A 24527-nucleotide genomic window follows, 5' to 3' on the forward strand; every position below is an offset into this window, starting at 1 on the left:
GTCTTGATGCCTTTGGCGGCTTCCTTGGCTATGGCTTCCAGTTGTTTCTTGTCCATGGGCTGCTTATCCTTTACCTTAGTTGGCTAATGATAAGCAGTTACACGGTTATTTTTACAGTCTCGCCACTTCAGCTGATAACACTCACAGATTTAATTCAATTTTGAATGATTCTAGAACACTACAAACCACTCCTCTTTTAAGGCAGTGGGTTAGTAGCGAGCTCAGCCACTATTAATTTGGCATTTAGTCGAATCTGGTGAAGTCAGGCAACTTCATCCCCTGAGCCACCAATCGTATCATAATAGGAAACGGTATTTATAAGTACCTCGGCATGCTCATAAATATCATCGACTGACTCGATAGGTATTCTGGTTTCCTTTTTATTCTCGTCAAAAACGCCCAGATATTTTTGTTTACCATTGAAATGTAACCGACACAGCGGTTTTCTGTTGTTGTCATCCAAAAGCACACCAAAATAGCTTTGAGTATCCCGATCCACAATCCTCTTCACATTGACGCTTTTGCGCAATATCGCCTTGACTACATTGAAACCTTCAATCTCTTCCTCAGTGGTGACTACCTTAGTCTCGGTATTTTGATCCGGATCACTTTTATTGTTAATAACCTCCAAAGCTGGGCTTGCAACATCGGACCCCATGGCAGACTTCAAACGGTCATTAATGCTATCCGTCAAAAACTGCTTCAATGCTTTAGTGGTAATTTCCAGAAACTGAGCTTTTACTTTGGGCGTGAGCACCCCACAGTAAACGCGGGATGCAAAAAACTTGACGAAATCCTCTTCCGGTTCCTTGAACTGCTGACCAATAAGCTTCTTGATCTGGCTTAGGTACTTGAGTTCTCCAGCGGCATCCACTATCGATTCAACATCAAAAGACGTTTTCGTCAACTTTTTGATTTCTGGTACGGCATGATCATCGAGGTCTTCCAGGTCAAAAACCAAGAAGGGTTTCTCATCCATCTTATTGGGTGCATCCAGGTCGGTATAGAATTGATAGACCGAGCCATTGGTCAAAATGGCAATGCGTGCATTGGTGACCGAAAAATAACGGAAAAGCTGACCCGCGTGCTTCAACGATAGAGTTTCCCCATATTTCTTGCACTCGATAAGAATCTGAACCTCGTTGTCCTTCAGCAACGCGTAATCTACCTTCTCGCCCTTTTTAGTCGCGGTATCGGCGGTAAATTCCGGGATAACTTCGGTTGGGTTGAAAACGTCATAACCAAGTACGGAATGCAAGAAAGGCATAACCAGCGCATTTTTGGTTGCCTCTTCTGTAGCCAAGCTTTCTTTTATTTGTGGTATTTTTTTGGATAAGCTCTGTAAGCGCTCGATGAAGTCCATTACCTTTCCTTAACTAATTAAAACTACCCCAACACTCTGATTGAAAAATTGTAGGCAGCAGTGTCCGGGAGAATGATGAAATTAACTGGCAATAATCTTAACAAGAATAGTCGTATTTTTATTCTAATGCATAAAATTGGGAATATGCACAAAGATGAGGCAAGAATACTTGTAAATTCAGGCTATATTACAAATCGCAACAAGCTGAATTCATTTTACAGACTCCATTATAGTCTGTCCCATTAACCGTATTCTGGCCTGAGCGACATCAAGTCAGCGCGCCCAATTCCAAAGCCCACGGCAGAGGCCTGCAGCATCATGAACGATTGCCCCCATATAGCGTGCAAATCCATCGATAGCTAGATTAAACCAACTGGATCGTATCGTCGAAGCAAAATCCGCGATAGCAGAGCAGAGCCTTGAAGATTGGGTGTTCAAACTGGAAGATCAGAAGAGGATGTTGGATAAAAAAACTGGAGAATAATATCAGACGTCAGGTTAAGCCGTATGAGCAGCTGTATCGAACCCCTGAATTATATCGTTACCTTTCATAGCACTAGGAAATTTCTTTATGCTTGAAAAGAAGATGGTGCGCCAGGAGGGACTTGAACCCCCACACCTTACGGCACCAGAACCTAAATCTGGCGTGTCTACCAATTCCACCACTAGCGCATGATGTTAAGAAGCGCGCATTCTACCAATTCTGGATCCAATGTAAACCGATATTTACGCGCTTTGAAGCTGAGATTGCAATGCCGCACGCTGATCGGCATCCAGCGCCTGCCACAATGGCAATAATCGCTGCAACGCCAGAGGAATTTGATCGTTGATGGCTTCGGCCCCGAATTCCGCCAGCGATTCAAGCAGGTGATCAATGGAGAAGTCGGTCACGGGTACTTGCCCATCGCTGGCAGCCTGCACCAACGCCTGAACCTGGTTGCCTCCGGCCTTGATCGCCTTTTTCAGACACAGCTCGGCTTGTTCCAGGTAGCGATTCCGTTGCTCAACCTGAATATCTCCGCCCGGAACATGCAAACCCACAGAAACACTGATAGACAGCGACTCGCCGCGCAGTGTCGCTTTGAACCCGGCTACTGCCTTGCAAATCCGTTGCGCCAGGTGGCGGGCGCCCTCTTCTCCGGCGGTGGGTAGCGATACAGCAAAGCGCGCCAAACCTAACCGACCCAAACCGTCTTCTTTGCGAACGCTTTTGGTTAGAACCTTGGCAACCTGCTGTAACAGACTGTCCGCACCTTTACGTCCTATTTTCAGAAATAGTTCATTAAAATCATCTACTTCCAGCATCAGGATGGAGATATTGTTGTGATGTCGGGCGACAAAGGATAGGTCTTTGTCCAACTGTTCCAGAAAGCTACGTTCATTGCCCAGCCCGGTCAGCGAATCAACAGCGGCGCTTTGCTGCAAGGTCTGGGTGTTGCGTTGGTAATTGGCATGGGCGTGGGCCCGGGCTTTCAGATCGGTGGAATTGAAGGGCTTGGTGATAAAATCCGTGGCGCCTTTATTAAGGGCCTGCTCTTTCGCTTCATCGTCGTTTTCTGCGCCGGTAACAACGATGACCGGTAAATTTCTAATCCCTTCATCCTGCGAGGTACGAACCGCTTCCAGCACTTGATAGCCGTTGATCTTGGGCATGTTCAGATCGGTGAACACCACCAATATAGAGGCATCCGCTTTGATCATAGCCAAACCCTGCTCACCGTCTTCGGCCACCACCACATCAAAGTCCGCGCCCAGCATTTTGAGAGCTGATTTGCGCATGACTTTTGAATCATCGATCAGCAAAACCCGCGTGAGACTTTCGTCGCTCACTTGTTCTGATATGGCTTCGGACATCAAAGATAAGCTCCCGGCTTATAGGATTGGTATCTATTTACTATAGACAGTAAACCGGGAGCGGGAGTGGCTAAGTTGTTTTGGTATCGAAACAGTAATGCGACAGGCGTCGCAGTTCATCTCATCATCCGCCGATGGCGTTTTGCTGCAAAGCGCCGATTTCACGATCGATGCGTTCCAGCTTACCGTTAACTTGGCTGCGGTGGGCATCGATAGCCCGGATGGCAATCTCAAGGCTGGTGATACGATCTTCAAAATCACCGGAACTTCCCACTTGAGACCGTAATGACGCCAGTTCTTTCTGCAGGGATGTCAGCTCTTTTTTCTGCGTATCCACGACATTACCGAAAGTGCTGTTATTTTCTTTCAGCTCATCAAGTGACTTGCGGGTAGCCGCGATCTGATCAGCGGTGCTGGACGATTGGGTTTTTACACTGTTCAGTTGGTTGCTGGTGGATTTCAGATCCGCTTCCAGCTTTTGCAGCATTTTTTCCTGTTTCGCAATATCCACCTTGTTGCGCTTGTTGGACAGATCCCACAGTTTGCGAACTTCGCCGTTCAGCATTTTGATGTCGTCCAGCATCTGGTCGCCGGACTTGCTCAGCGTGTTGTCGCGGTTATCCAGACTGCTTTGTAACGTGGATAATGCTTGTTCCGAGTTAGTGAGTGCCTGAGTGGACTGCTGCAAACTCGCACGCATGCTCTCAATCTGCGTCCACAGATACCAGCCCCCCCCTGCAGATGCCCCGATCACCAGCACCAATACAAACCACAACCCACCTTGCGAAGACGAGCCCTTGGAAGACGAAGAGCCGGAGCGCGGTGGCGGGTTGCTGGACGAGGGTTTACCACGACTACCCTGACGTTGTGCCAGTTCATCGCGGGTTGGCTTCATACTCAGATCGCCAAGAGAGTCATTAGACATGCTGTTTTCCAAATGGTGAATGTTTAATCAGAATGAAGGCGCCATTATACCTAAATTTTTCGCCGCCCATTAGCGCTTGTCAGGATGGGGGGAGTTTTTGTACCAACGGACAAAATCTTCAATTGTCTGGGTCATATTATCAAGCGGCTGATAGCCCAGTTGACGCTGTGCTTTTTCCACATTCAGGGTAAAAGAATGCGCCAGCACCGCGGTTTTTATTCTCATCAGGGTTGGCTCATCCCGACTCCGAATCAGCCGGTGCCAGGCTTCTAAACACGCGGAAACCGCGTACGCCGCCGGATAAGGCACTTTACGTTTAATAGCAGGCAGAGACATGACCTGCATTAACTGGTTGATGGTCTGCCAAAAATTTACCGGCTCAGGATCGGCAATATTGTAAACATCCCCGGTCACGTCATCGGAACCGAACACGGCACAGTCCAACGCCTGCATCAAATTGGGTAAGCAGGTCATACTGACAATGTTGCGTCCTTCACCCAATTGCTTTAGCTGTCCATTGCGATGCAGGCGGATCAACCGGGGAAAAAGAGAGACATCACCGGGGCCGATCACAAAACGCGGACGCAGGGACAGCGTTTTTAGCTGCTCTGAGTGCGCCCTTAACACGCGGGTTTCTGCCTGATACTTGGTGCGAACGTAATTGTCCGCAAAGCGGGGTGGTAAAAAATCCTCGGTGACGTTGAGGTGGTCATTCAAATCAAAGTAAATCCCCGGCGTGCCAATATTCACAAAGCGACGCACCCCGGTAGCCGTGGCGGCAGACAATAGCTTTTCTACGGTCAAGACATTCGCTCGATAATACCGCTCGTAGTCCCCCCAGACACCGGTTAGCCCTGCGCAATGCACCACCGCATCAATTTGCTTGCAAACCCCGCTGGCATAAGTTCCATCGGTCAAGTCGCCGCGATAAAAATGCGCGCCGGTGGCAACCGCCAACTGATTGCCCCGCTCTGCATCCCGACCGCCAAAAAACACCTGTACTTCAGGGTGCGCGGCGCATAGATGCTTTACGTATTCGCCCCCGATAAACCCGGTTGCGCCAGTCACCAGTACCTTCATTGGAACTGCTCTTTATTGAGTGAAGTGTTGAATGAATCGACCTGACCAACAGATCGAGACGATACAAAGCTTAAAATTACAGCCATCATTTTCTGATGATTCGGCATAAAAGGTAAAAAATCAAAAATAGGTCGGGCGTGACCGTAGCCCGGTTGCGAATGCAAAACCGCCGGCTGTCCCGCCTTCCGCGCGGCTTCTAACATTTGTTGGGCATTGCGGATGCCGATCACCTCATCTGCATCGCCGTGTAACATCAACAAAGGCACCTTATCTTTGCCGACATAATTAATCGGCTTCACGGTTTCCAGATCAGCCTGGGCTGCGGCAAAGATATCCATATACACCGCTGATGTCTCTGGTTTGAACCGATACACCCCCGACAAACCGATCACGCCGGCCACACTGCCCTCTTCAAGCCCTGCGATGTCACGATAACGATCGTCCATCGCCATTAAACAGGCAATGTGGGCACCGGCAGAATGCCCCATCAAATAAACCGGTGCATCCGAAAAACCGTATCGTAAACCGTCGCGCCGCAACCAGGAAATGGCATGGGCCACGTCCTCAACAAACTGCGGGTAACGCACCTGCGGAAACAAACGATAGCCCACTACTGCACAACTGATTCCGAAGGCGGCTAACGCCGCACCTAGATAGGCATACTCATCTTTGTGGCCTGATTGCCAGGAGCCACCGTGCAAAAACACCATCTGGATGCCGCGAAAATCGTCGCCGGGCAAATAGATATCCAGAGACTGACCCGGCTCCGGCCCATAGTGTAGATTGCGTATGGCTTTACCGGGCCTATGGCCGACTATCCGCATGCCGGCGAAAACGCCTTTGCGGATAGCCGCCTGAACTTTTTCAACACTGACTCTCATCATCTAGGTCGTTCGCTTTCAGTACTGCGCTTGCGCTGACGGCTAAAACACCACGTTCTTACCCTTGTTATACTGAGGCGTCATCAGCCTCAGTTTTTTGTCGCTGGTAATGCTGTAAGGGACGAACACCGATAGTGCATCGGGGTGAAGGTGATCCAACTCTACCCGAATCCCCGCCTGGGAAAAACCGGTATCACGCCGTGAAGCGACATAGTCCATAAAGAAAGCCACCGCACGAATGCGTTTTTCGATGGCCAGCTGCTGCGATTTTTTCACCAGTGCCGCCACCATCACCTGTGGCTGGTTAGTGCGTTCTCCCGCCTCGGTTCCAACCACTCGAATATTGCCATCATGCCCCAGCATTACCGCAAAGGGGTAAAACGTGCCGGAATTGACCAGCTCGGGTACCAACAATTGGACGCCGTGATCCATTAAATTTTGCATTTCCTGCCGTGCCACTTCACCGGAAGCAGGCAGTTGATTGGCAACGACCGGGCTTTCCTTGATCGGATCAGGGGTTGCACCTGCACCGATAACGGCTTGCGGCAACCATGCCAAAACCAGTATTAATGCAAAAGTTTCCGGATTTTTCACTGCCTTTATCAACATGATCCCCAAAATCGATGTGTTTAATCTTTGACATTCTGGATGGTTGTATCGATACTCTTCCTAATTAGAATAGAACAACAAACAACCATCTCTTCTGGACAATTTCCATGCAGGGCAAACTGAATAGCCGCCTATCCAACAAGCTCTTCTTCGCCGTAATGGGTATAGCCCTCTTAATGGGTCTTCTTCTTAGTATCGTACAAATCATGCTGGATGCACGTCAGGCGCGTAGCGAATTGGAAAATGAAGCCCGGGAAATCATCGCCATGATGAAAGAGCCTGCCACCCAGGCAGCTATTCGCGGTGACCGGATTCTGGCGCAACACGTGGTTGAGGGTTTGTTCCGCAACGATGCGGTTTTCTACGCGGCTATCACCGTCTCTAACTCATCCATACTCGCCACGGCTTCGCGGGATAAACATAAGATCCCCTATCGCTTTCTGATCGCCCCCATTTTCGGACAGGAGTTAAGCTATACATTGGATCTGCAAAACAACGACAAAGCAGCCGGTCCGGTAAAACCAACGGTTTATGGCAATTTGGAGGTGAGCGTCGATCCCTCTGGTGCGGCTGGCGTTTTCGTTGAACGCAGCAAGACCAATATCATCAGCGGACTCACTCAAGCTGTGCTATTTGGCGGAGTACTCTATCTTATCTTTCAGGGTTTGATTGCCCGCCCGATGACGTCACTACTGAGTTCATTAGAAGAAATTGATCCGATGCGTCCGTCGCAAAACAAACTGGATGCGCCCAGTGGCCACGAAGATGATGAACTGGGTGCCTGGGTACAGAAAATAAATGATTTATTCAAAGCCATCGAAAAATACAACAGCAAGCGAAGAGTAGCCGAGGCCCATGTCGAACGGTTGAGTAACTATGACATGCTCACGGAACTGCCAAACCGGAATATGTTGCTGCGAAGGATTGAGCAATCCATTCAGAATGCCAACAGCCAGAACGAAATTTTTGCGGTGCTCTATTGCGCGCTGGATGATTTCAAATCCGTGAACCTGCTGCATTCCTATCACGCCGGCGACAAAATATTGCTGACACTTTCGGATCGATTCCGCGCAGAATTGGAACCCAGCCATACCATCGCACGGGTTGGCGGTGATGTTTTTGGCATGGTGCTGCCGGGCATCAGCAACCTTTACCAGGCTGCCGATATTGCACAGACGGTTCTGGACAGCGTGCGCCGCCCTTTCAGTCTGGACAATCACAATATCGCGCTGTCCGCCACCATCGGCATTACGATTTACCCCAACGATGCCCAAAACGCGGACCAATTGTTGAAAAACGCAGAGAACGTTATGCAGTTGGCGAAGTCCCAGGGCGGCAACAACTACCAATTTTATGTGGCTAACGTCGATCAACGCATTCGCGAAAGCAAAGTGCTGGAACGCCAATTGGCAACCGCCGTTGAACAAAATCAAATGGAATTGGTGTTTCAGCCCCAGGTGAATCTGGTTAGCGGTGAAGTGCGCGGTGCTGAAGCGCTGGTACGCTGGCGTCATCCCGACAGAGGCCTTATTTCTCCGGCGGAATTCATTCCACTGGCAGAACGAACCGGCGCCATTGTCGGCATCGGTGAATGGGTGTTAAAGGCGTGTTGTTATGCCCTGAAACGCTGGCACGAAGCCGGCTTCCAACATCTGACGATCTCCGTCAACGTCTCGCCGATCCAGTTGCATCAGTCAGACATGGTCGCCACGGTCAAACGCTGGGTGGAAGAAACCGGTATCCCGGCTCAACACCTGGTGCTGGAAATCACCGAAACCGCAGTAATGGATAACGTTGACCTGGCCATCAAATTGCTGAAAAACATGAAAGAGATCGGAGTTCAATTAGCCATAGACGATTTCGGAACCGGTTATTCGTCGCTGAGCTACTTGAAAAAAATGCCTATGGACGAAATCAAAATTGACCGTAGCTTTGTGCTGGATATGCTGGAAGATCCGGATAACGGCACCATCGTCGATGCCATTATTCAACTGGGGCACAGCTTGGGATTATCGGTAATTGCAGAAGGCACAGAAACGCCGGAGCAAATTAAATACCTTCAGGAATGTGAATGTGATGTTGCCCAGGGCTTTATTTATTGCAAGCCGGTAAACGAGGAATCCCTGCTCCGATTCCTCAGTCAACAAAGTGAAAAAGTGAAGAGTACCACCCACCATTCGGGCTTGCCGCACAAGCTCTAAGCTCCCGCTACCTAACTGCCTTCGCCCCAAAAGTTAGCTAAAACGGCCAAATACCGCTAAAATCCGGCGCTTCACGACTCAACCAACACTAATCTTTAGGATCAAGCTATGAATGAAGATGCCGTAGTCATCGTTAATGGTGCCCGCACGCCGATGGGTGGTTTCCAGGGCGCATTCGCTTCCGTGACCGCCATAGAGCTGGGGGCTGTTGTCATCCGCGAAGCCGTCGCCCGCGCCGGTATAGCGCCACAGGATGTAGAGGAAGTGATAATGGGCTGCGTTCTGCCGGCCGGTTTGAAACAAGGACCGGCGCGTCAAGCAGCTCTTGAAGCCGGCTTACCGGAAGCCAGTGGCTGCACGACCATCAACAAACTGTGCGGTTCCGGCATGAAAGCCACCATGATGGCCCACGACCTGATCAAAGCAGGTAGCAACGATATTATGGTTAGCGGTGGTATGGAAAGCATGTCCAACGCGCCCTATATCCTGGAAAAAGCGCGAGCCGGATATCGCATGGGGCACGACGAAATCAAAGATCATATGTTTCTGGATGGGCTTGAGGACGCTAAAACCGGTCGCTTGATGGGAGCATTCGCGCAGGATGTCGCGAACAAAGAACAACTGAGTCGGGAAGCAATGGATGAATTTGCCATCACCTCATTGCAACGCGCTCAAAGCGCAATCGAAAACGGGTATTTCAAAGCGGAGATCGTTCCGGTCACCGTCACTACCCGCAAGGGTGAATCTGTCGTCTCGGACGATGAACAACCCGGCAATGCCAACCTGGAAAAAATTCCCGGCCTACGTCCCGCCTTTGCCAAAGACGGTACCATCACTGCCGCTAACGCCAGCTCCATTTCCGACGGCGCCTCAGCATTAGTGTTAATGCGCGAATCCGTTGCTAAAGAAAAAGGCTTGCAGCCACTGGCCCGCATCGTGGCGCACAGCACACAATCACAACTCCCGTCCGAGTTCACCCTGGCACCGGTGGGTTCTCTGCAAAAACTATTTGCTAAAACCGGCTGGAGCGTGGACGACGTTGATTTGTTCGAAATCAATGAAGCCTTTGCCATGGTGACCATGCTGGCGATGCAAAAACACGGCATTGCACATGAGAAAGTGAATATCCACGGCGGTGCCTGCGCGTTGGGTCACCCTGTCGGTTCTACCGGTTCGCGAATCATTTTAAGTTTAATTCACGCACTTAAACGTGTGGGTGGTAAACGCGGTGTTGCGTCACTTTGTATTGGCGGCGGCGAAGCCACCTCCATGGCCATCGAACTGATTTAGCATTCACTGACTGCATTTCAAAACCAATGCCTACAATGCCCTTTATTCCGGTTGCCTTTTGCGAATCCAGCATCAGTTAATGAAATAAAGGGCCATTTCAAAACCGTTTTTAGCCCGTGCAACAACCATTTAAATGCCAATCCGGTTAAAACAACCGTTTACATTTTACAAATGGTTTCACTTTACTGTAACGTTTATGACCATCTAGTCTAGCCAACCATTTCTTTCGCCCTACAATGGTTTCCCTAGCCTCTTATTGCAGGCATTACCCTCAGGCGGCGGAGCAAGGATTTTGAAAGCGTTACCAGTAATTATCGGTTTTGGCGGCATCAATGCGGCAGGACGATCTTCCTACCATCAGGGCTTTGAGCGGATGGTCTTTGATGCGCTAACTCAGGCACAACAAAAAGAATGTGAACAAGGCTTGTCAGTGCTCATGCGCAACAGTACTGATCGCACACTGACAAGGGATGAGGTTTTAGCGGGAACCCTCGTACGCAGGATCGAGCCTGTTCATTTTGATGTGGATCGCGCCGTTTCCCACAAAAAAATGACATTGAACAAGAAAGGGGAAGCGTTTCAATTTACCCTTTCGAAAAAAGATCTTCCCGCCACTGTTCCCGAGCACTGGGCTCTAACATCCAATTCAGATGGCAGCGTCACCGTTACCACACACCAGCCCGGCGAGTTTTTGATTCAGGACCAACAATCTTATCCGGTGAAAGCGGCCGGGCAAGTACCTGCCGGATTTAACCCCGGCGACACCTATAATTCCCGCAATCATCCGCGCGGATTGCAATTAGCCGTGTACGCTGCCAGTGACGCACTGCGCTCCTCCGGCCTGGACTGGAATACGGTCCTGGACACTGTCGCACCTGAAAAAATCTGTGTTTACGCCAGCAGCGCGATGGGACAATTGGATGAAATGGGCAGCGGTGGAATGCTGCGCAGCAATTTGCAAGGCAAACGTGTCAGCTCCAAACAATGCCCGATGGGCTTCCCCGATATGACCGCTAATTTTATTAACGCATACATGCTGGGCAATATCGGCAGCACCGGGGCCATGGTCGGGGCCTGCGCGACTTTTTTATATAATCTGCAAAAAGCGGTCGAAGATATTCAAAGCGGGCAAGCACAAATTGTATTTGTCGGTGCCAGTGAAGCACCCATTCTTCAGGAAGTGATGGAAGGTTATCGCGCAATGAGCGCACTGGCTGAAGACGAGGGCCTGAGTAAACTGGATGGAAATAACGGTCCGGTGGATCACCGGCGCGCTTGCCGCCCGTTTGCCAATAACTGCGGCTTCACTATCGCAGAGTCTTCACAGTTTTTCATGGTGTGCAGCGATGAACTCGCCATGGAATTAGGAGCAACCGTTTACGGCGCTGTGCCCTCTGTCTATGTCCATGCGGACGGTATCAAGCGGTCTATATCCGCACCGGGTGTCGGCAACTACTTAACTGTTGGCCAGGCCTTGAATGATTTACAACAAGCGCTGGGTTCGGTTGGTGGTCTCAAGCGCAGTTTTGTTATGGCTCACGGAACCGGTACCCCGCAAAACCGGGTCACGGAATCACACATCCTCAACGAACTGGCTCTGGCTTTCGGAATTGAACACTGGCCGGTGGCCGCAGTGAAATGTTTTCTGGGGCACTCCATTGGCGTTGCCGGTGGCGATCAGTTATCAGCAGCACTGGGCGCATTACATCATCAGATTATTCCGGGCATTACGACATCCACCTCTTTTGCAGATGACGTTCATCGCTCCAATTTGTTGCTGAGCAATCAGCACCAACAATTTGAGAAAAATCATTACCAGGGTGCGCTTATCAACGCCAAGGGGTTTGGTGGTAACAACGCCAGTGCGGTTCTGTTGTCTCAGCATTGGTGCCACGACTTTCTACAGAACCGATACAGCTCCGCACAATGGACGGCATACCAACAGAAACAAGATGCGATTATTGAACGACAAATTGAATATAAAGACCGGGTATTAACCGAAATACCACCGTCTATTTATCGCTTCGGAGAGCCCGAGATTGAGGGAGAACAATTACAGATTTCGCGGGAACAAATCAGTGTGCCCGGTTATTCAATCCCGGTCAGCTTTAATAACCCCTTCCCTTACTGATTCGTGTTTTTATACTCAAACGGTTATAACCGTTTGAGTTCTCCCTTGTGCAGCGGGCTTCCAGTTACAAAACAACAACCGACTGATTGTCCTTTACCATCAATGGGTTGAACGCTTTTATCAAAACCCGCTCGCTGATTTTCTAAAACTCATTCGGCATTCCTGAATATATCCATTATATTTTAATAACAAGTCTGATTTTCGTGCAGTTTGTTGCGATCCAACAGTCTGCGCCTAACCGGAAAAACACCGGGTGTTACCCCACCCAAGTTTGGAAGGAGTTTGTTATGCCTGATGTTATAACTGATTCAGTCTCTGAAGCGGTTCCTCAAACACTATTCGATAAAATTCAGCAGTCTCATATTGGTGAGCTGCATTTCAAGTCCGACACTGACTCACAATTAAAAGCCATTATCGCCATCCACAACACCAAACTCGGTCCCGCACTCGGAGGATGCCGCTGCATCGCATACCCCTCCGATAACGCGGCTATAGATGATGCCATTCGCCTTGCAAAGGGGATGAGTTATAAAGCAGCGCTGGCGAAAGTCCCCCAAGGGGGCGGTAAGGCCGTTATCATTAAACCCGCACACCCCTTCGATCGTATAGCCCTTTACCGCGCATTCGGTAAATTCGTCAATGAATTGGGTGGACGCTACATCACAGCCGTTGATAGCGGAACCAGCCTTGAAGATATGGACGAAGTAGGACAGGTCACCCCGCATTTATCCGGCAGTAATAATGATGGCTTCGACCCCTCCCCCAATACAGCACTGGGGGTTCTGGCAGGGATGAAAGCGGCGGCACTACAGCGATACGGAAACTCTGATCTGCACGGGCTAACCGTCGCCATTCAGGGCATCGGCAATGTCGGATTCAGTCTCGCGTCCTTATTGCATAAAGAAGGCGTCCGTTTACTGGTATCGGATATTGATTCTGAAAAATTGCATCAAGCACGCATAGCGTTTCAGGCCGAACCGCTAGCTCCGGAGCAATTCCATGCCGCCCACTGCCATATTTTGTCACCCTGTGGTTTAGGCGGTGTCATTAACAGCCTGACGCTGCCTGAATTGCATTGCGACATTATCGCCGGTTCCGCAAACAATCAATTAAGTGCAGTAGAACACGGTCAACAATTGCATGAGAAAGGCATTCTTTACGCGCCGGATTATGTCATTAATGCCGGCGGATTAATTCAGGTGTCCCTTGGCCTTAAGCGGGCATCTCACAGCGATATCGTGCAAAAAACCTGGGGCATCAGCGAAACTCTACAAGAAATATTTAAGCGGGCAAAAGACCAAAACGCGCCCCCGTCAACCATCGCAGATCAATTAGCCGAAGAAATTCTTTACGGCACAGCGTTGCAGGAGTAAGTCATGCAATACACCACTGAACCTTACCATCCACACCAATTCATTGATGCTGAAGGCGCTCTTACAATGAGTCTGCCGCAAGCCCTGCAGGAACCGGAGCTACTGCAATCGTTATACCGGCATATGGTATTGACCCGCACCTTCGATCAACGGGTGGTTGCGCTGCAGCGAACCGGGCAAATGGGCACTTACGCGTCTTGCCTGGGCCAGGAAGCGATTGGCACCGGCATTGGGTATGCGTTGGCCGATACCGATGTTTTTGTCCCCTATTATCGCGATCAAGCCACGCAACTGGCGCGCGGTGTTTCGTTGCAACAACAGATGCAGTATTGGGGTGGAGACGAATGGGGAAATTATTTTGAAGGCATTGCTCATGAAGACTTTCCTAACTGCGTTCCCATCGCTACCCAGGTAACCCATGCCGCCGGCATCGCCAGCGCCATTAAAATCCGCAACCAAAAACGCTGTGCCCTGGTCACCTGTGGCGAAGGCGCAACCTCACGCGGGGATTTTTACGAATCCATTAACCTGGCCGGTGTCTGGCAATTACCCCTGGTGGTGGTGGTCAACAATAACCAGTGGGCAATATCCGTTTCCCGTCAGATTCAAACCGGTGCTAAAACCATCGCACAAAAAGCCGTGGCCGCCGGTATCGAGGGTTTTCAGGTAGACGGCAATGATGTCTGTGCGGTGTTTGATGCGGTGCAATATGCAACTAAAAAAGCCCACCAGGGTAAGGGGGCCACGCTGATTGAAGCGGTCTCCTATCGCTTGGGTGACCATACCACCGCCGACGACGCCACCCGCTACCGAAGCCACGAAGAGGTTAATGAAGCCTGGAAAAAAGAGCCGGTTAAACGGCTGCAATCCTACCTTCATCAGATAGACGCCTGGGATGAAAGCCGCGAACAGGCATTGATTAGCGAAAGCAAAAAGTCGGTGGAGGAAGCCGTACAGGCTTACCTGAAATTGCCCAAACAGCCGGTCACGGATCTGTTTGATTATCTGTACGAAGAGCTTCCGCCTGCGCTGTTGACCCAAAAGAACAAAGCACTTGCCAAGCAAACAACTGCACAGCGAGGTGAATAAAATGGGTATGCATGAATCCCCGGATAACCTGAAACTGTCTAACGACGCACCCGACAACGTAACGGCTCATATCGTGACCATGATTGAAGCGATTAACCTGGCGTTACACCGCGCCATGATTGCGGATGAAAATGTGGTGGTGCTGGGAGAAGATGTTGCAAATAACGGCGGCGTTTTTCGCGCCACTATCGGTCTTAAAGACCGTTTCGGTTGCAAGCGGGTAATGGACACGCCGTTGGCGGAAACGCTGATCGCTGGAATCAGCGTCGGCATGGCCGCACAAAATCTGCGACCGGTGGCCGAGATACAGTTTATGGGCTTTATCTACGCCACCCTGGAGCACATGGTGTCTCACGCGGCACGACTGCGTAACCGAACCCGGGGTCGCCTGCATTGCCCCATGGTACTACGCGCACCCTACGGTGGAGGTATTCACGCGCCTGAGCATCACTCCGAAAGCACCGAGGCGCTGTTCGCACACATCCCGGGTCTGCGGGTGGTCATCCCCTCCTCGCCGACCCGTGCGTACGGTTTGCTGTTAAGTGCGATCGAAGATCCCGACCCGGTGGTGTTTCTGGAGCCAAAGCGTATCTATCGTATGGTCAAGCAGGAAATTTATGATGATGGGGTCGGCTTACCCCTGGACACCTGCTACACCCTGAGGCAAGGCAATGATATTACCCTCATTAGCTGGGGAGCATTGATACACGAAACACTGCAAGCGGCGGCAACACTGGAACAACAAGGTATTTCTGCGGAAGTGATAGACGTCGCCACTATTAGCCCCCTGGATACAGACACGCTGGTGTCTTCAGTCGAAAAAACCGGGCATTGCGTTGTTATACAGGAAGCGGCCAGGCACTGCGGAGTAGCGGCAGAAATCATTGCATCATTGAATGAGCTGGCCTTCAACGCATTAAAAGCGCCGCCTGCCAGAGTCGCCGGGTACGATATACCAATGCCCTATTTCCGGCGCGAAGACGATTACCTACCCAATGTTGGCGATATCGTAAATGCGGCCAAAGCGACCCTCATGACATCCGGGGAGCGTTCATGAAATATTTTAAATTGCCCGACCTGGGAGAAGGATTACAGGAAGCTGAAATTGTTGAATGGCACATCAAGCCCGGCGATCCGGTAGAAACCGGTCAAACCCTGGTCTCGGTCGAAACAGCAAAAGCCATTGTTGATATTCCCGCGCCGCAGGACGGAATAATTGCAGCCTGTTTTGGAAAGGAAGGCGACCTTATTCACACCGGCGAACCCCTTCTGGAATTCCAGGGTGAAGAACAGGAAGACAGTGGAACCGTAGTGGGCAAAATGGAAACCAGTCAGGCGGGGTCGGAAAGAGAGCAATTTATTATCGGCAGCGCCTATAAAGCAGCACCTGCGGTGCCCTTGGCCACGCCGGCAATTCGTGCCTTGGCGAAACGCTTGAAAGTGGATATCAACCATATTACCGGCACCGGTAATCATCACATGATCACCAGTGACGATGTGGAACGGGCAGCACGTTTAACAGAAGACCTAGGTGAAGCAACCCCGCTTAGGGGCGTCCGCCGCAGCATGGCACGCAACATGGCCAAAGCTCACGCAGAAGTCGTCAAAGTGACCATACAGGACGACGTGGATGTGGAGCACTGGCAACAGGGCGAAGACATTACCATGCGGCTTGTGCGGGCCATGGGGCGGGCCTGCACTCAGGAACCCACCCTCAATGCCTGGTATGACAACGAAAATGACAGTCTTCGGTTGATTGAAAAAGTGGATCTGGGCATTGCGGTGGACACCCCGGACGGTTTGTTTGTCCCCGTATTGCGTAACATCACCACTCGCACTCAGGATGACTTACGAGATGGTTTGACACGCATACGTGCCGACGTGAAAAAACGGACAATTCCACCACGGGAAATGAGTGGTGCCACGATCACCCTATCCAACTACGGCACCATTGCCGGGCGTTACGGTAATCCTGTGGTTATGCCGCCAATGGTGGCGATATTAGGAGCCGGTAAAATATACCCTTGCGTCATTAGCCACGCAGACGGTTTCGCCAGCCACCGCTTTATGCCACTCAGTCTGAGCTTCGATCACCGGGTGGTGACCGGCGGCGAGGCGGCGCGATTTTTACGGGCAGTGATGGACGATCTAGCGGAATAAATACTTAGCCTGCATAACGTTGAGCGCTGATCTGATCGATGGGAAAGGGTTTGGATATGCCATAGCCTTGCGCGTAATCCACGCCCAATTCCCGTAACAACGCCAGAATTCGGTCATTCTCCACAAACTCGGCAATCGTCTTTTTACCCATCACATGACCGATTCGGTTGATGGATTCAACCATGGCGCGATCAATTTCGTTGTGCTCAAGGTCCCGCACAAAGGTGCCGTCGATTTTCAGATAATCCACCGGCAGGTTTTTTAAATAACCATAAGAAGAAAAACCGCTACCAAAATCATCCAACGAGAAACTACAGCCAATACCTCGGAACTTATCAATAAATTGAATGGTGGTGGAAAGGTTGGTCACTGCGATGGTTTCGGTAATTTCAAAACAGATTTTTTCCGGGGCAATTCTGAATTCGTTAAACTGGTGATGTAAAAAATCCGCGAAGCCCTCATCCCCCAGAGTCAAGCCGGAAAGATTAATCGCAACATCCGCCAGCGTCGCGGCTTTTTCCGGATTCTTATGCAGCCAGGAAAAGACGTTGCGTACCACCCAGCGATCGACCTTCGGCATTAGATTATAGCGTTCCGCTGCCGGCAAAAAACTGCCGGGAAAGACCAACTCATTGCGGTAGCGCAGACGCAATAACACTTCAAAGCTGCTTTTATGAATCAATTCACTGCGAGTTGGTATGATTGGCTGAACATGCAATTCAAACAAATCATGTTCCAGGGCTTCCGTTATGCGAGCGGCCCATTGCATCTGGGTTTGTTGACTAGCCAGCACCGTATCCGCGGGATCGAATACATGCACCCGGTTACGACCGGATTCCTTGGCCGAATGACAGGCAGCATCGGCCTTGTTAATCAGCTCCTTCACTGAACCAATTTCGTCGTTCAAGCTCACCAAGCCGACGCTACCGGCCAGATCAAACGCTCTGTTATCCCACGCAAATCGCATGTCCTGTATTTTGATCCGCACCTTATCCGCCACGGCCCTGGCATTCTCAATCCCGCAGTTCGACAACAAAATAGCAAACTCATCCCCGCCCAGGCGGGCCAAAACATCCCCTCCCCGGGTCAAGGCGCGCAACTGCGAAGTAACCTGTCTCAGAAGTTCGTCTCCAGCGACATGCCCACAGGAATCGTTGATCAACCTGAACTGATCCAAATCCAGCAAAAGGAAAGTATGGACCTCGTGCTTTTTCCTGACGTCATCCAACGCCTGCTCCAAGCGTCCTTCAAATTCTCTACGGTTAACCAATCCGGTCAGGGGGTCATGACGCGACAAAAACAGCAATTGCTCCTCACTGCGCTTGCGCTGAGTAATGTCGAACACAAAGCCGTTGATGACGCGCTCATCCCCGGCTTCCAGCCCCGTTTCCACCTGGGCAGACACCGACAACCAGCACACCTGGCCATCGCTGCGGAAACCTTTCATTTCATAATTCTGCACCCGGCCATTATGCGCCAGCGCCTGATTAAATTCGTTAAAGTGCATGGCATCAAAAAAAGAATCCAGGCCCTTAATGTTAAACACCTGAATTAATTCCTCCGCATCGGAATACCCCAGCATGGTGGACATTGCCGGATTTGCACCTTTCAATTTACCATCCACCGAACATTGAAAAACCCCTTCAATGGCGTTGTCATAAAGACTTTTGTAACGCTCCAGATTTGAAATAGATTGGTTCTGGGCTGCAACTTTCTGGCGTCGTTCCTGATTAATCCTGTCTGCCAGCGCCAACGAAAACAGAATTATTTCGGCAACCACACCGAAATACAGTAAGTTTTCGGTTAGGTCATTTATCGCTATTAGGCCAATATTCGAAAAAATAGCAGCCAACGCCCCAAGGTAATACATCAACCAGCCAATCACAAAGTAACGAGCCGAAGAGAATCCCTTGAAATACAAAACGATTCCGATCACCAGACAGGATAACGTGGACGGGATTACCAATACCGTCACCAATCGCACCGTCAGATTATAAGGCAGCCAGACAGACAGAATCAGCAGTAGCAAACTGCTGCTCACCAATGCCATTAAAAAGTTATATCCGGGCTGCCAACGCTGTTTAAGCTCCAGAAAGCCCATGGTAAAGACACAGCGAAACATGGTCGAAAACAGCAGGAACATCATGGCACTGACTTCCTGCCACCCAGGGTAATCCGGCCATAGGTATTGGTAGCCAAAACCCTCCATGCTGAAACCGTATAAGCCAATAAACAGCACATAGACGACATAGAAAAGATAGCTGCGCAAACGCACTACAAAAAACAGAACGAAATTATAAAGAGCCATAATCAGTAACAGCCCGAAATAACCTCCTTTCACCATCATGGTGACCTGTTCTTTTTTCCAGAATGCATTTTGTTCCCAGAACGTCACCGGCACCTTAAGTATCCCTTGCGTCTGGACACGAAAATAAACCTCCAATGTACCGTCAAAATCACCGTTCAGCGCTGTCAGCTTTTCCGCACTTGGAATCAACACCAGAAAGCTGCGGTACACACGCAGACGGTCGTAAAACGGCAACGTGTCGCCCATATGGTGTTGTTCAATTAGCTGATTGTTAACAACGAAATAGATATCCAGGTAATCCAGATGGGGGTAGGCAACTTCCAGATACCAGGGTATCTCCGTATCGAAAACACGCACCGGAATGCGCAGCCAGTGAGGGGTGTCGCTAAAGCCAAAGCCGGGCACATCGTCCTGCAGCGCCTGCCACGGCAAAGCACCGCCCTGATGCAACAGGTCCGTAACACCGAGACGGTTGCGGGCGTCTTCAAGGTAATCAATGTGTTGTGCGGGGGAAACACGACCCAACCCAGGCGTAAGCTCAAGCCCCGCGGCTTTCGCGGTGCACGTCAAACATAAAAGACAGAGCACAAAAAAAAGCCATACGGCCTGTTTCAGGGTCAGTGCAACCGGTTTACCTGATATCTGCATATTAATTAATTACTTATGCCCTGTCAGAGTCTGCCCGTCCTGATCGGGATAGAACAGGCGTTCGATATGGACAACAGGACGCCCATGCTTAAATCATAGACAAGGCAGCGGGTTACGCCACTGCTGCACAGAAATTAATCAATCAGACTGAGAAAATGGTTTATTCGCTCCGCATTTTTGCCGATATCCCCTTTACCAACTCGGCTTACTGAGCGCACATCCACGATGGAATGGGCAGAATCGACAGCTTTAACACGCACCACGACGTCATCCTTAAAGCCAAACCAGAAGGTTTTATCCACCGCCTGCAAACGCCCCTGAGACGGATCACTTAAAAACAGCTTCCAATCCATTTCGTCAGCCGCTTTTTGTACCTTTTCAAAAACCGCCAATGGATCACCCGCCACCGTTTTACTGACAATATCCGGATAAAATTCAGACTGTAAGGCGCTCACCTCAGCCGCCGTTTGCAGTGGGTTCGCATCCTTTGGCCGCTGCCCCTCAAGATCGAGAAAATCCGGCGGGTTCTCCCAATCCGTAGAAATATCGTAGATCACGGGTGCCTGGGAGGCTTTGATTCCGAAATTAAACAAAATACCGACCGGGATACTCAGTACCAGAATAAGCAGTATCGCCCGATGTTTCGCTCTGTCGTTTTTACGACGTATCGCCATCAATAGCGCAGTGCCGCTGACCGCCAATAGCACGGCTGCAGTCACCGCAGATCCGGCCAATAAAAAGAACGCTGTCTGAAAGCTCCACAGCTCTTTACGGGCACCGAACGCTAACAACGGAAATGACCATGCCACCGCAAGGGCGACAATCAGCAGCACCGGCAATAGGCGAAAAAGTTTAACCACAATACTCATTCAGATTCCTTATTCAGGTCTCAACGCTTTTCCCTGCAACTATATGATAGTACCGGCCCATTGAACGATAGGGTTCAAGTCGGGAATAGCGCATTTCCAGTTCCATGATATCGCTTTCATTTCTGCGATCACGAACATCCTTATGCATGTAATCGTGAAATACTCTTATACCACTTTTAATGAATACTGAAACGTCCCTACGCTGCAGAAGCTCCAGAACCCACTGCGGCTCCAGCGGATTGACCGGGGTCAAACCCTGGCCGGACCCCTTGAAATCTCCCTGCAAAGCTTTATCAAGATAACCCCTAATCAGACTGCGAAAAACCGTCGAATGAAGATTAAAGAACATCAACGACAAGACGCCGCCCGGTCTTAGCAGCCGCAGTAGTTGCTCTATCACCACTTGGGGTTCCTGCGTCCACTCCAACACAGCATGGCACAACACCAGATCGTAGGACATTGATGAGGTGTCCAGATCTTGAATTGCTGCGTGAACAAAGCGCATATTCGTACTTGTACCGGCCTTAGCGCTGGCTTGCTTCGCCGCCGCCAGCATACGCTCTGAATGATCGCAGAGACACACCTGATGCCCTGCCAAAGCCAGCCGCTGACTGAACTGCCCAACCCCTCCGCCTGCATCCAGAACCTGCAACCCGCGAGCCGGCTGCAACAGGTCCGGCATCACCTCCAGCAGGTCTCTTTCCAATAGCGCTAAACGGATGCGACCTTTGCTTCCACTGTAGATACGCCCGGCGAACAACTCCGCCAGATCATCAAAATTGCGGTCACGACTCATAATCACACACTTCCACCGCCCGTCTTCTTCTATTTAAGTAACACGATTAACGCATCAACCAAATCAATTTAGCCGGTAAGCGTCCTTTCCCTACTCAAGATAGGTGACAAAACAGGTCACTTTTTGACCATAATGATAACTGCATCACAAATCTAAGCACTCCGAGTGCCGTATTTTGACACCATTAACACTTTAAGGCTTTAGGCATAACAAAACCTTGCCGATAAGGATTAAACTGGGTTCATCAGAGCAAATATTAACCAAGCACCATTTGTGTAACCTATCGAAAGGACGCGGCTATTGCGGGTGGCCAAACTCGAAGCAAAACCTAGAGATGGCAAAGGATATGTAAAACACCCCACTTAAAGTTGAGGTTCCGGCATGATCAAGTTCATAGAAACACACCTGAAGAAGAAAAAAATACTAGCCCGGGCAGCATTACCCAAAAGCGTCGTTTACGTCAGCCGGGAAGAGATACAGAAAAAGTTATCCGCTTATTCTCCTGCTGGCGGCAAGCGTGCCAATTTCACCGGCCCCGCTCTGGATAAGAAAGAATTCGAAGGTGCTGTATAGCACCTTCACTTTTGCATGCTCTGATCACTTGAATGGGTTACCAAGCCTTTTCCAATACGGCCATGGCGTCGCTCAGATCGACCTCCATCGGATTCATGATTATCGAACCATCGTCCAGGGCCATCTCCGCAATCCGTGCCAACTGGTCGCGAGACACCTTACCGGTTTCTGATAACCTACGTGGTAACTTGCAACGTAAATAAAGTTCATCGCGAATATCACATAACGTCTCGATGGTTTTTGCAGGCCGTTTGGCAGCCGGTGTCGCCGCATAAACATCCGCTCCGGCTAACGGCAGCAGCAACTCACCAATCACGTCTCCGCGTGATTCCAGATTGTATTCCAGAACATAAGGCAGAAATAAATTCATGCAAAGACCGTGGGGTAAATGACACAATGCCCCCAGAGAGTGCCCCAGTGAATGAACCAGCCCCACCATTGAATTGGAAAACGCGATTCCCGCCATGGTTGAAGCCTGCGCCAATTCAAGGCGAGCATCCGCGTTGTCCGGTTTATCCAGAACCGCAATCAGATTTTCACTCACCTTTTTTATCGCCGACATGGCATAGGCATCACTGATCGGATTGCTGGCCAGTCCGGTAATGGATTCGATTGCATGAGTCATTGCATCCATTGCCGTCATTGCCGTGATATGCGGTGGCAATGTTAACGTCATGCGTGGATCCAGAATGGCGGCATTAGGCAGTAAAAAATACGACGTGAACGGTAACTTTACGCCCTGCTCCAAATCCGAAATAACCGCGACCAGTGTCACTTCAGAGCCGGTACCGGCGGTGGTAGGCACGACAAAAAACGGTTTTAGCGGTTTAGTCAAAACACCCACGCCTGAAAATTCACTCAAGTCTGTACTATTCTCAGAGACCAGAATATTAACCCCTTTACTGGTGTCAATAACGGATCCACCCCCCACCGCGATAATCGAATCGCAATGCTGATCACGGTAAATCTTTGCAATGTCTTTCACCACCTGGGTGGAAGAATCTGGAGGTACGTCATCGTAAATCTCGATAATATCCATGCCGCTTTCAGCAAAGGCATTAAGCACGTGATCGATTAAACCCGCCCCGCGTACGCCTTTATCTGTGATAATCATGGGCCGGGTCGCGGCCAGGGTACGAAGCTCGTGAGGAATATGTTCCAGCGCGGCATTACCCGCAACTATTTTTACCGGACAGAAAAATTCGTAATACGCCTTAGACATTGTTTTTACCCTTTACCAGGTTTTTAACCAATTGCTTATAGATTCGACCGCCTGCAGACAGTTTCTGCCCCAACGTTATATCGGGATAACGTTTTAGTGCGCGCTGCGCGATTAACTTCGGCAGTATTAAACTTTCCATGCGGTTTAAACAGCGGACCAATTTCATTGCATGTGCTATTTCCCCGTCGACTAGCAAACGGTCATTTGCAAATGCCTGCGCGGTGCCTTCTTGAAAAGACAGCACTAAAAACGCATGGGTGAGGTGTTTGAATTTTAACGACGTGTCGGAAGGAAGTTCAGATTCACTGCCCAGATATTTTAGATTGCTTTCCCCCACTTTTTGCATAACAAAACACGGCCCGGAAGGCAGCGCACGCATGTCAAATACAAAGCCTGCGGGCAGACGTGCTACTTCTTTCTGTATACGCTCATCAACTTGGCTGGACGCTTCCAGAGCGCGACCGATCACCTCCATCATTAATGCAACATAGGGTTTTTTCAAAGAACCGAGATTCAGTGAGGCAAGCGGCGTCACGCCCTCATTTATCAAACGATGTTGATTCATCAATATTTACTTCTTTATTAGTTTTATAGCGTCGTCTATGCGACGGTGTAGTCGAATCTTTATCCTAATTGTCTAATTCTGGGCCGTCCACACGGGACCACGACAAAATGGCCATGACTGACAAGTCAGTCACAAAATTTAACTCAACTGCTTCAAATCGGCCTGAGTAAGTCAAAAACGGGGTTAATATCGGAGTCGGGCATCTAATTGATCGACCGCTTCACTCCACACCGAATCGTCTTCAATTGCGCTTTTCAAAAACTGCGACTGAGAGTCGTTCCAGAACGGCGCCTGATCTATCGACACACCATCCGAGACGGCTTTGTGATGAGCGATGAACTCGTCAACCTGTTCCGGCTCGTGCGGTAAACCCAACTGTTTGAAAAGGCTGCACATCGAGTAATAAACTGAGTCCATAATCTGTCTCCCTAATTGTTAAAGGCCTTTCCATCGTGCTCTTTTTCAAGCACCTTGACCAGTTTAAGGTTAGATCGATTCGACATATCAGGTTGATAAAACAGCGGCCGACAGAACTTAACGCACGGGCTGGCGCTGGTGCTAATGTCAGCGCTCTGGTGATGAGGCATAAT

20 protein-coding genes and 1 tRNA gene are annotated in these 24527 nt (G+C 50.0%); 8 read left to right on the forward strand and 13 right to left on the reverse strand.

Features of this window, described 5'->3' with window-relative positions; all coding sequences use genetic code 11:
- Nucleotides 1-262 precede the first annotated feature (262 nt).
- The 7 genes from FT643_RS21205 to FT643_RS21235 all read right to left on the reverse strand — a co-directional run bounded on the left by FT643_RS21205 (nucleotide 263) and on the right by FT643_RS21235 (nucleotide 6712).
- Nucleotides 263-1363 (reverse strand): type I restriction endonuclease, encoded by a 1101-nt coding sequence (locus tag FT643_RS21205; protein WP_156873428.1) that lies wholly within the window; start codon nucleotides 1361-1363, stop codon nucleotides 263-265.
- A gap of 587 nt (nucleotides 1364-1950) precedes the next feature.
- A tRNA-Leu gene (locus FT643_RS21210) sits at nucleotides 1951-2035 on the reverse strand.
- A gap of 54 nt (nucleotides 2036-2089) precedes the next feature.
- The gene (locus FT643_RS21215) at nucleotides 2090-3217 is read right to left on the reverse strand and encodes a GGDEF domain-containing response regulator (RefSeq protein WP_156873429.1); all 1128 of its coding nucleotides are present in this window, start codon (nucleotides 3215-3217) and stop codon (nucleotides 2090-2092) included.
- 124 nt (nucleotides 3218-3341) lie between these two features.
- Entirely contained in the window at nucleotides 3342-4142 is an 801-nt protein-coding gene (locus FT643_RS21220) for a hypothetical protein (protein WP_156873430.1), read from the reverse strand.
- A gap of 69 nt (nucleotides 4143-4211) precedes the next feature.
- Complete coding sequence (locus FT643_RS21225; protein ID WP_156873431.1) at nucleotides 4212-5222, reverse strand: NAD-dependent epimerase/dehydratase family protein; 1011 nt, start codon at nucleotides 5220-5222, stop codon at nucleotides 4212-4214.
- Nucleotides 5219-6106 (reverse strand): alpha/beta hydrolase, encoded by an 888-nt coding sequence (locus tag FT643_RS21230; RefSeq protein ID WP_156873432.1) that lies wholly within the window; start codon nucleotides 6104-6106, stop codon nucleotides 5219-5221. The genes FT643_RS21225 and FT643_RS21230 overlap by 4 nt, the downstream gene beginning before the upstream one ends.
- 39 nt (nucleotides 6107-6145) lie before the next feature.
- Nucleotides 6146-6712 carry a hypothetical protein gene (locus tag FT643_RS21235; RefSeq protein WP_156873433.1) on the reverse strand — a complete coding sequence of 189 codons (567 nt, stop codon included), beginning with the start codon at nucleotides 6710-6712 and terminating at the stop codon, nucleotides 6146-6148.
- Nucleotides 6713-6819: 107 nt separating this feature from the next.
- On the opposite strand from FT643_RS21235, the gene FT643_RS21240 reads away from it, so the two are divergent.
- From FT643_RS21240 to FT643_RS21270, 7 genes are all read left to right on the forward strand, one after another.
- Nucleotides 6820-8913 (forward strand): putative bifunctional diguanylate cyclase/phosphodiesterase, encoded by a 2094-nt coding sequence (locus tag FT643_RS21240; protein ID WP_156873434.1) that lies wholly within the window; start codon nucleotides 6820-6822, stop codon nucleotides 8911-8913.
- A gap of 108 nt (nucleotides 8914-9021) precedes the next feature.
- Complete coding sequence (locus FT643_RS21245; protein ID WP_156873435.1) at nucleotides 9022-10203, forward strand: acetyl-CoA C-acyltransferase; 1182 nt, start codon at nucleotides 9022-9024, stop codon at nucleotides 10201-10203.
- 292 nt (nucleotides 10204-10495) lie between these two features.
- Nucleotides 10496-12334 carry a beta-ketoacyl synthase gene (locus FT643_RS21250; protein WP_156873436.1) on the forward strand — a complete coding sequence of 613 codons (1839 nt, stop codon included), beginning with the start codon at nucleotides 10496-10498 and terminating at the stop codon, nucleotides 12332-12334.
- A 287-nt stretch (nucleotides 12335-12621) separates the two neighbouring features.
- Nucleotides 12622-13707 carry a Leu/Phe/Val dehydrogenase gene (locus FT643_RS21255; RefSeq protein ID WP_156873437.1) on the forward strand — a complete coding sequence of 362 codons (1086 nt, stop codon included), beginning with the start codon at nucleotides 12622-12624 and terminating at the stop codon, nucleotides 13705-13707.
- 3 nt (nucleotides 13708-13710) lie between these two features.
- A complete protein-coding gene (gene pdhA, locus FT643_RS21260) occupies nucleotides 13711-14796 on the forward strand; it encodes a pyruvate dehydrogenase (acetyl-transferring) E1 component subunit alpha (RefSeq protein WP_156873438.1) in 1086 nt (361 codons plus the stop codon).
- 79 nt (nucleotides 14797-14875) lie between these two features.
- The gene (locus FT643_RS21265; RefSeq protein WP_156873482.1) at nucleotides 14876-15853 is read left to right on the forward strand and encodes an alpha-ketoacid dehydrogenase subunit beta; all 978 of its coding nucleotides are present in this window, start codon (nucleotides 14876-14878) and stop codon (nucleotides 15851-15853) included.
- On the forward strand, nucleotides 15850-16956 hold the full coding sequence (locus FT643_RS21270; protein WP_156873439.1) for a dihydrolipoamide acetyltransferase family protein: 1107 nt from the start codon (nucleotides 15850-15852) through the stop codon (nucleotides 16954-16956). The genes FT643_RS21265 and FT643_RS21270 overlap by 4 nt, the downstream gene beginning before the upstream one ends.
- 4 nt (nucleotides 16957-16960) lie before the next feature.
- Here FT643_RS21270 and FT643_RS21275 read toward each other — a convergent pair whose 3' ends face one another.
- The 3 genes from FT643_RS21275 to FT643_RS21285 all read right to left on the reverse strand — a co-directional run bounded on the left by FT643_RS21275 (nucleotide 16961) and on the right by FT643_RS21285 (nucleotide 21577).
- Nucleotides 16961-19912 carry an EAL domain-containing protein gene (locus FT643_RS21275; protein ID WP_156873440.1) on the reverse strand — a complete coding sequence of 984 codons (2952 nt, stop codon included), beginning with the start codon at nucleotides 19910-19912 and terminating at the stop codon, nucleotides 16961-16963.
- A 134-nt stretch (nucleotides 19913-20046) separates the two neighbouring features.
- The gene (locus tag FT643_RS21280; protein WP_156873441.1) at nucleotides 20047-20781 is read right to left on the reverse strand and encodes a DUF1499 domain-containing protein; all 735 of its coding nucleotides are present in this window, start codon (nucleotides 20779-20781) and stop codon (nucleotides 20047-20049) included.
- Nucleotides 20782-20794: 13 nt separating this feature from the next.
- Nucleotides 20795-21577, reverse strand: a complete 783-nt coding sequence (locus FT643_RS21285) for a methyltransferase domain-containing protein (protein ID WP_156873442.1) — start codon at nucleotides 21575-21577, stop codon at nucleotides 20795-20797.
- Between the two features lie 381 nt (nucleotides 21578-21958).
- On the opposite strand from FT643_RS21285, the gene FT643_RS21290 reads away from it, so the two are divergent.
- Entirely contained in the window at nucleotides 21959-22150 is a 192-nt protein-coding gene (locus FT643_RS21290; RefSeq protein ID WP_156873443.1) for a hypothetical protein, read from the forward strand.
- 37 nt (nucleotides 22151-22187) lie between these two features.
- Here the strand turns inward: FT643_RS21290 and FT643_RS21295 are convergent, their stop codons facing one another.
- From FT643_RS21295 to FT643_RS21305, 3 genes are all read right to left on the reverse strand, one after another.
- Entirely contained in the window at nucleotides 22188-23372 is a 1185-nt protein-coding gene (locus tag FT643_RS21295; protein ID WP_156873444.1) for an iron-containing alcohol dehydrogenase, read from the reverse strand.
- Complete coding sequence (locus tag FT643_RS21300; protein WP_156873445.1) at nucleotides 23365-23937, reverse strand: hypothetical protein; 573 nt, start codon at nucleotides 23935-23937, stop codon at nucleotides 23365-23367. The genes FT643_RS21295 and FT643_RS21300 overlap by 8 nt, the downstream gene beginning before the upstream one ends.
- Nucleotides 23938-24120: 183 nt before the next feature.
- Nucleotides 24121-24354 carry a DUF2789 family protein gene (locus FT643_RS21305; RefSeq protein ID WP_156873446.1) on the reverse strand — a complete coding sequence of 78 codons (234 nt, stop codon included), beginning with the start codon at nucleotides 24352-24354 and terminating at the stop codon, nucleotides 24121-24123.
- Nucleotides 24355-24527 lie beyond the last annotated feature (173 nt).

This window comes from Ketobacter sp. MCCC 1A13808 (assembly GCF_009746715.1).
Classification (GTDB): domain Bacteria; phylum Pseudomonadota; class Gammaproteobacteria; order Pseudomonadales; family Ketobacteraceae; genus Ketobacter.

Excerpts from the sequence above, each read along its gene's own strand:
- FT643_RS21280 (WP_156873441.1), bottom strand. The coding sequence starts at position 20,781 with ATGAGTATTGTGGTTAAACTTTTTCGCCTATTGCCGGTGCTGCTGATT.
- FT643_RS21235 (WP_156873433.1), bottom strand. The coding sequence starts at position 6,712 with ATGTTGATAAAGGCAGTGAAAAATCCGGAAACTTTTGCATTAATACTG.
- pdhA (WP_156873438.1), top strand. The coding sequence starts at position 13,711 with ATGCAATACACCACTGAACCTTACCATCCACACCAATTCATTGATGCT.
- FT643_RS21215 (WP_156873429.1), bottom strand. The coding sequence starts at position 3,217 with ATGTCCGAAGCCATATCAGAACAAGTGAGCGACGAAAGTCTCACGCGG.
- FT643_RS21265 (WP_156873482.1), top strand. The coding sequence starts at position 14,876 with ATGATTGAAGCGATTAACCTGGCGTTACACCGCGCCATGATTGCGGAT.
- FT643_RS21285 (WP_156873442.1), bottom strand. The coding sequence starts at position 21,577 with ATGAGTCGTGACCGCAATTTTGATGATCTGGCGGAGTTGTTCGCCGGG.
- FT643_RS21230 (WP_156873432.1), bottom strand. The coding sequence starts at position 6,106 with ATGATGAGAGTCAGTGTTGAAAAAGTTCAGGCGGCTATCCGCAAAGGC.
- FT643_RS21270 (WP_156873439.1), top strand. The coding sequence starts at position 15,850 with ATGAAATATTTTAAATTGCCCGACCTGGGAGAAGGATTACAGGAAGCT.
- FT643_RS21220 (WP_156873430.1), bottom strand. The coding sequence starts at position 4,142 with ATGTCTAATGACTCTCTTGGCGATCTGAGTATGAAGCCAACCCGCGAT.
- FT643_RS21275 (WP_156873440.1), bottom strand. The coding sequence starts at position 19,912 with ATGCAGATATCAGGTAAACCGGTTGCACTGACCCTGAAACAGGCCGTA.
- FT643_RS21300 (WP_156873445.1), bottom strand. The coding sequence starts at position 23,937 with ATGAATCAACATCGTTTGATAAATGAGGGCGTGACGCCGCTTGCCTCA.
- FT643_RS21255 (WP_156873437.1), top strand. The coding sequence starts at position 12,622 with ATGCCTGATGTTATAACTGATTCAGTCTCTGAAGCGGTTCCTCAAACA.
- FT643_RS21295 (WP_156873444.1), bottom strand. The coding sequence starts at position 23,372 with ATGTCTAAGGCGTATTACGAATTTTTCTGTCCGGTAAAAATAGTTGCG.
- FT643_RS21240 (WP_156873434.1), top strand. The coding sequence starts at position 6,820 with ATGCAGGGCAAACTGAATAGCCGCCTATCCAACAAGCTCTTCTTCGCC.
- FT643_RS21290 (WP_156873443.1), top strand. The coding sequence starts at position 21,959 with ATGATCAAGTTCATAGAAACACACCTGAAGAAGAAAAAAATACTAGCC.
- FT643_RS21245 (WP_156873435.1), top strand. The coding sequence starts at position 9,022 with ATGAATGAAGATGCCGTAGTCATCGTTAATGGTGCCCGCACGCCGATG.
- FT643_RS21305 (WP_156873446.1), bottom strand. The coding sequence starts at position 24,354 with ATGGACTCAGTTTATTACTCGATGTGCAGCCTTTTCAAACAGTTGGGT.
- FT643_RS21225 (WP_156873431.1), bottom strand. The coding sequence starts at position 5,222 with ATGAAGGTACTGGTGACTGGCGCAACCGGGTTTATCGGGGGCGAATAC.
- FT643_RS21205 (WP_156873428.1), bottom strand. The coding sequence starts at position 1,363 with ATGGACTTCATCGAGCGCTTACAGAGCTTATCCAAAAAAATACCACAA.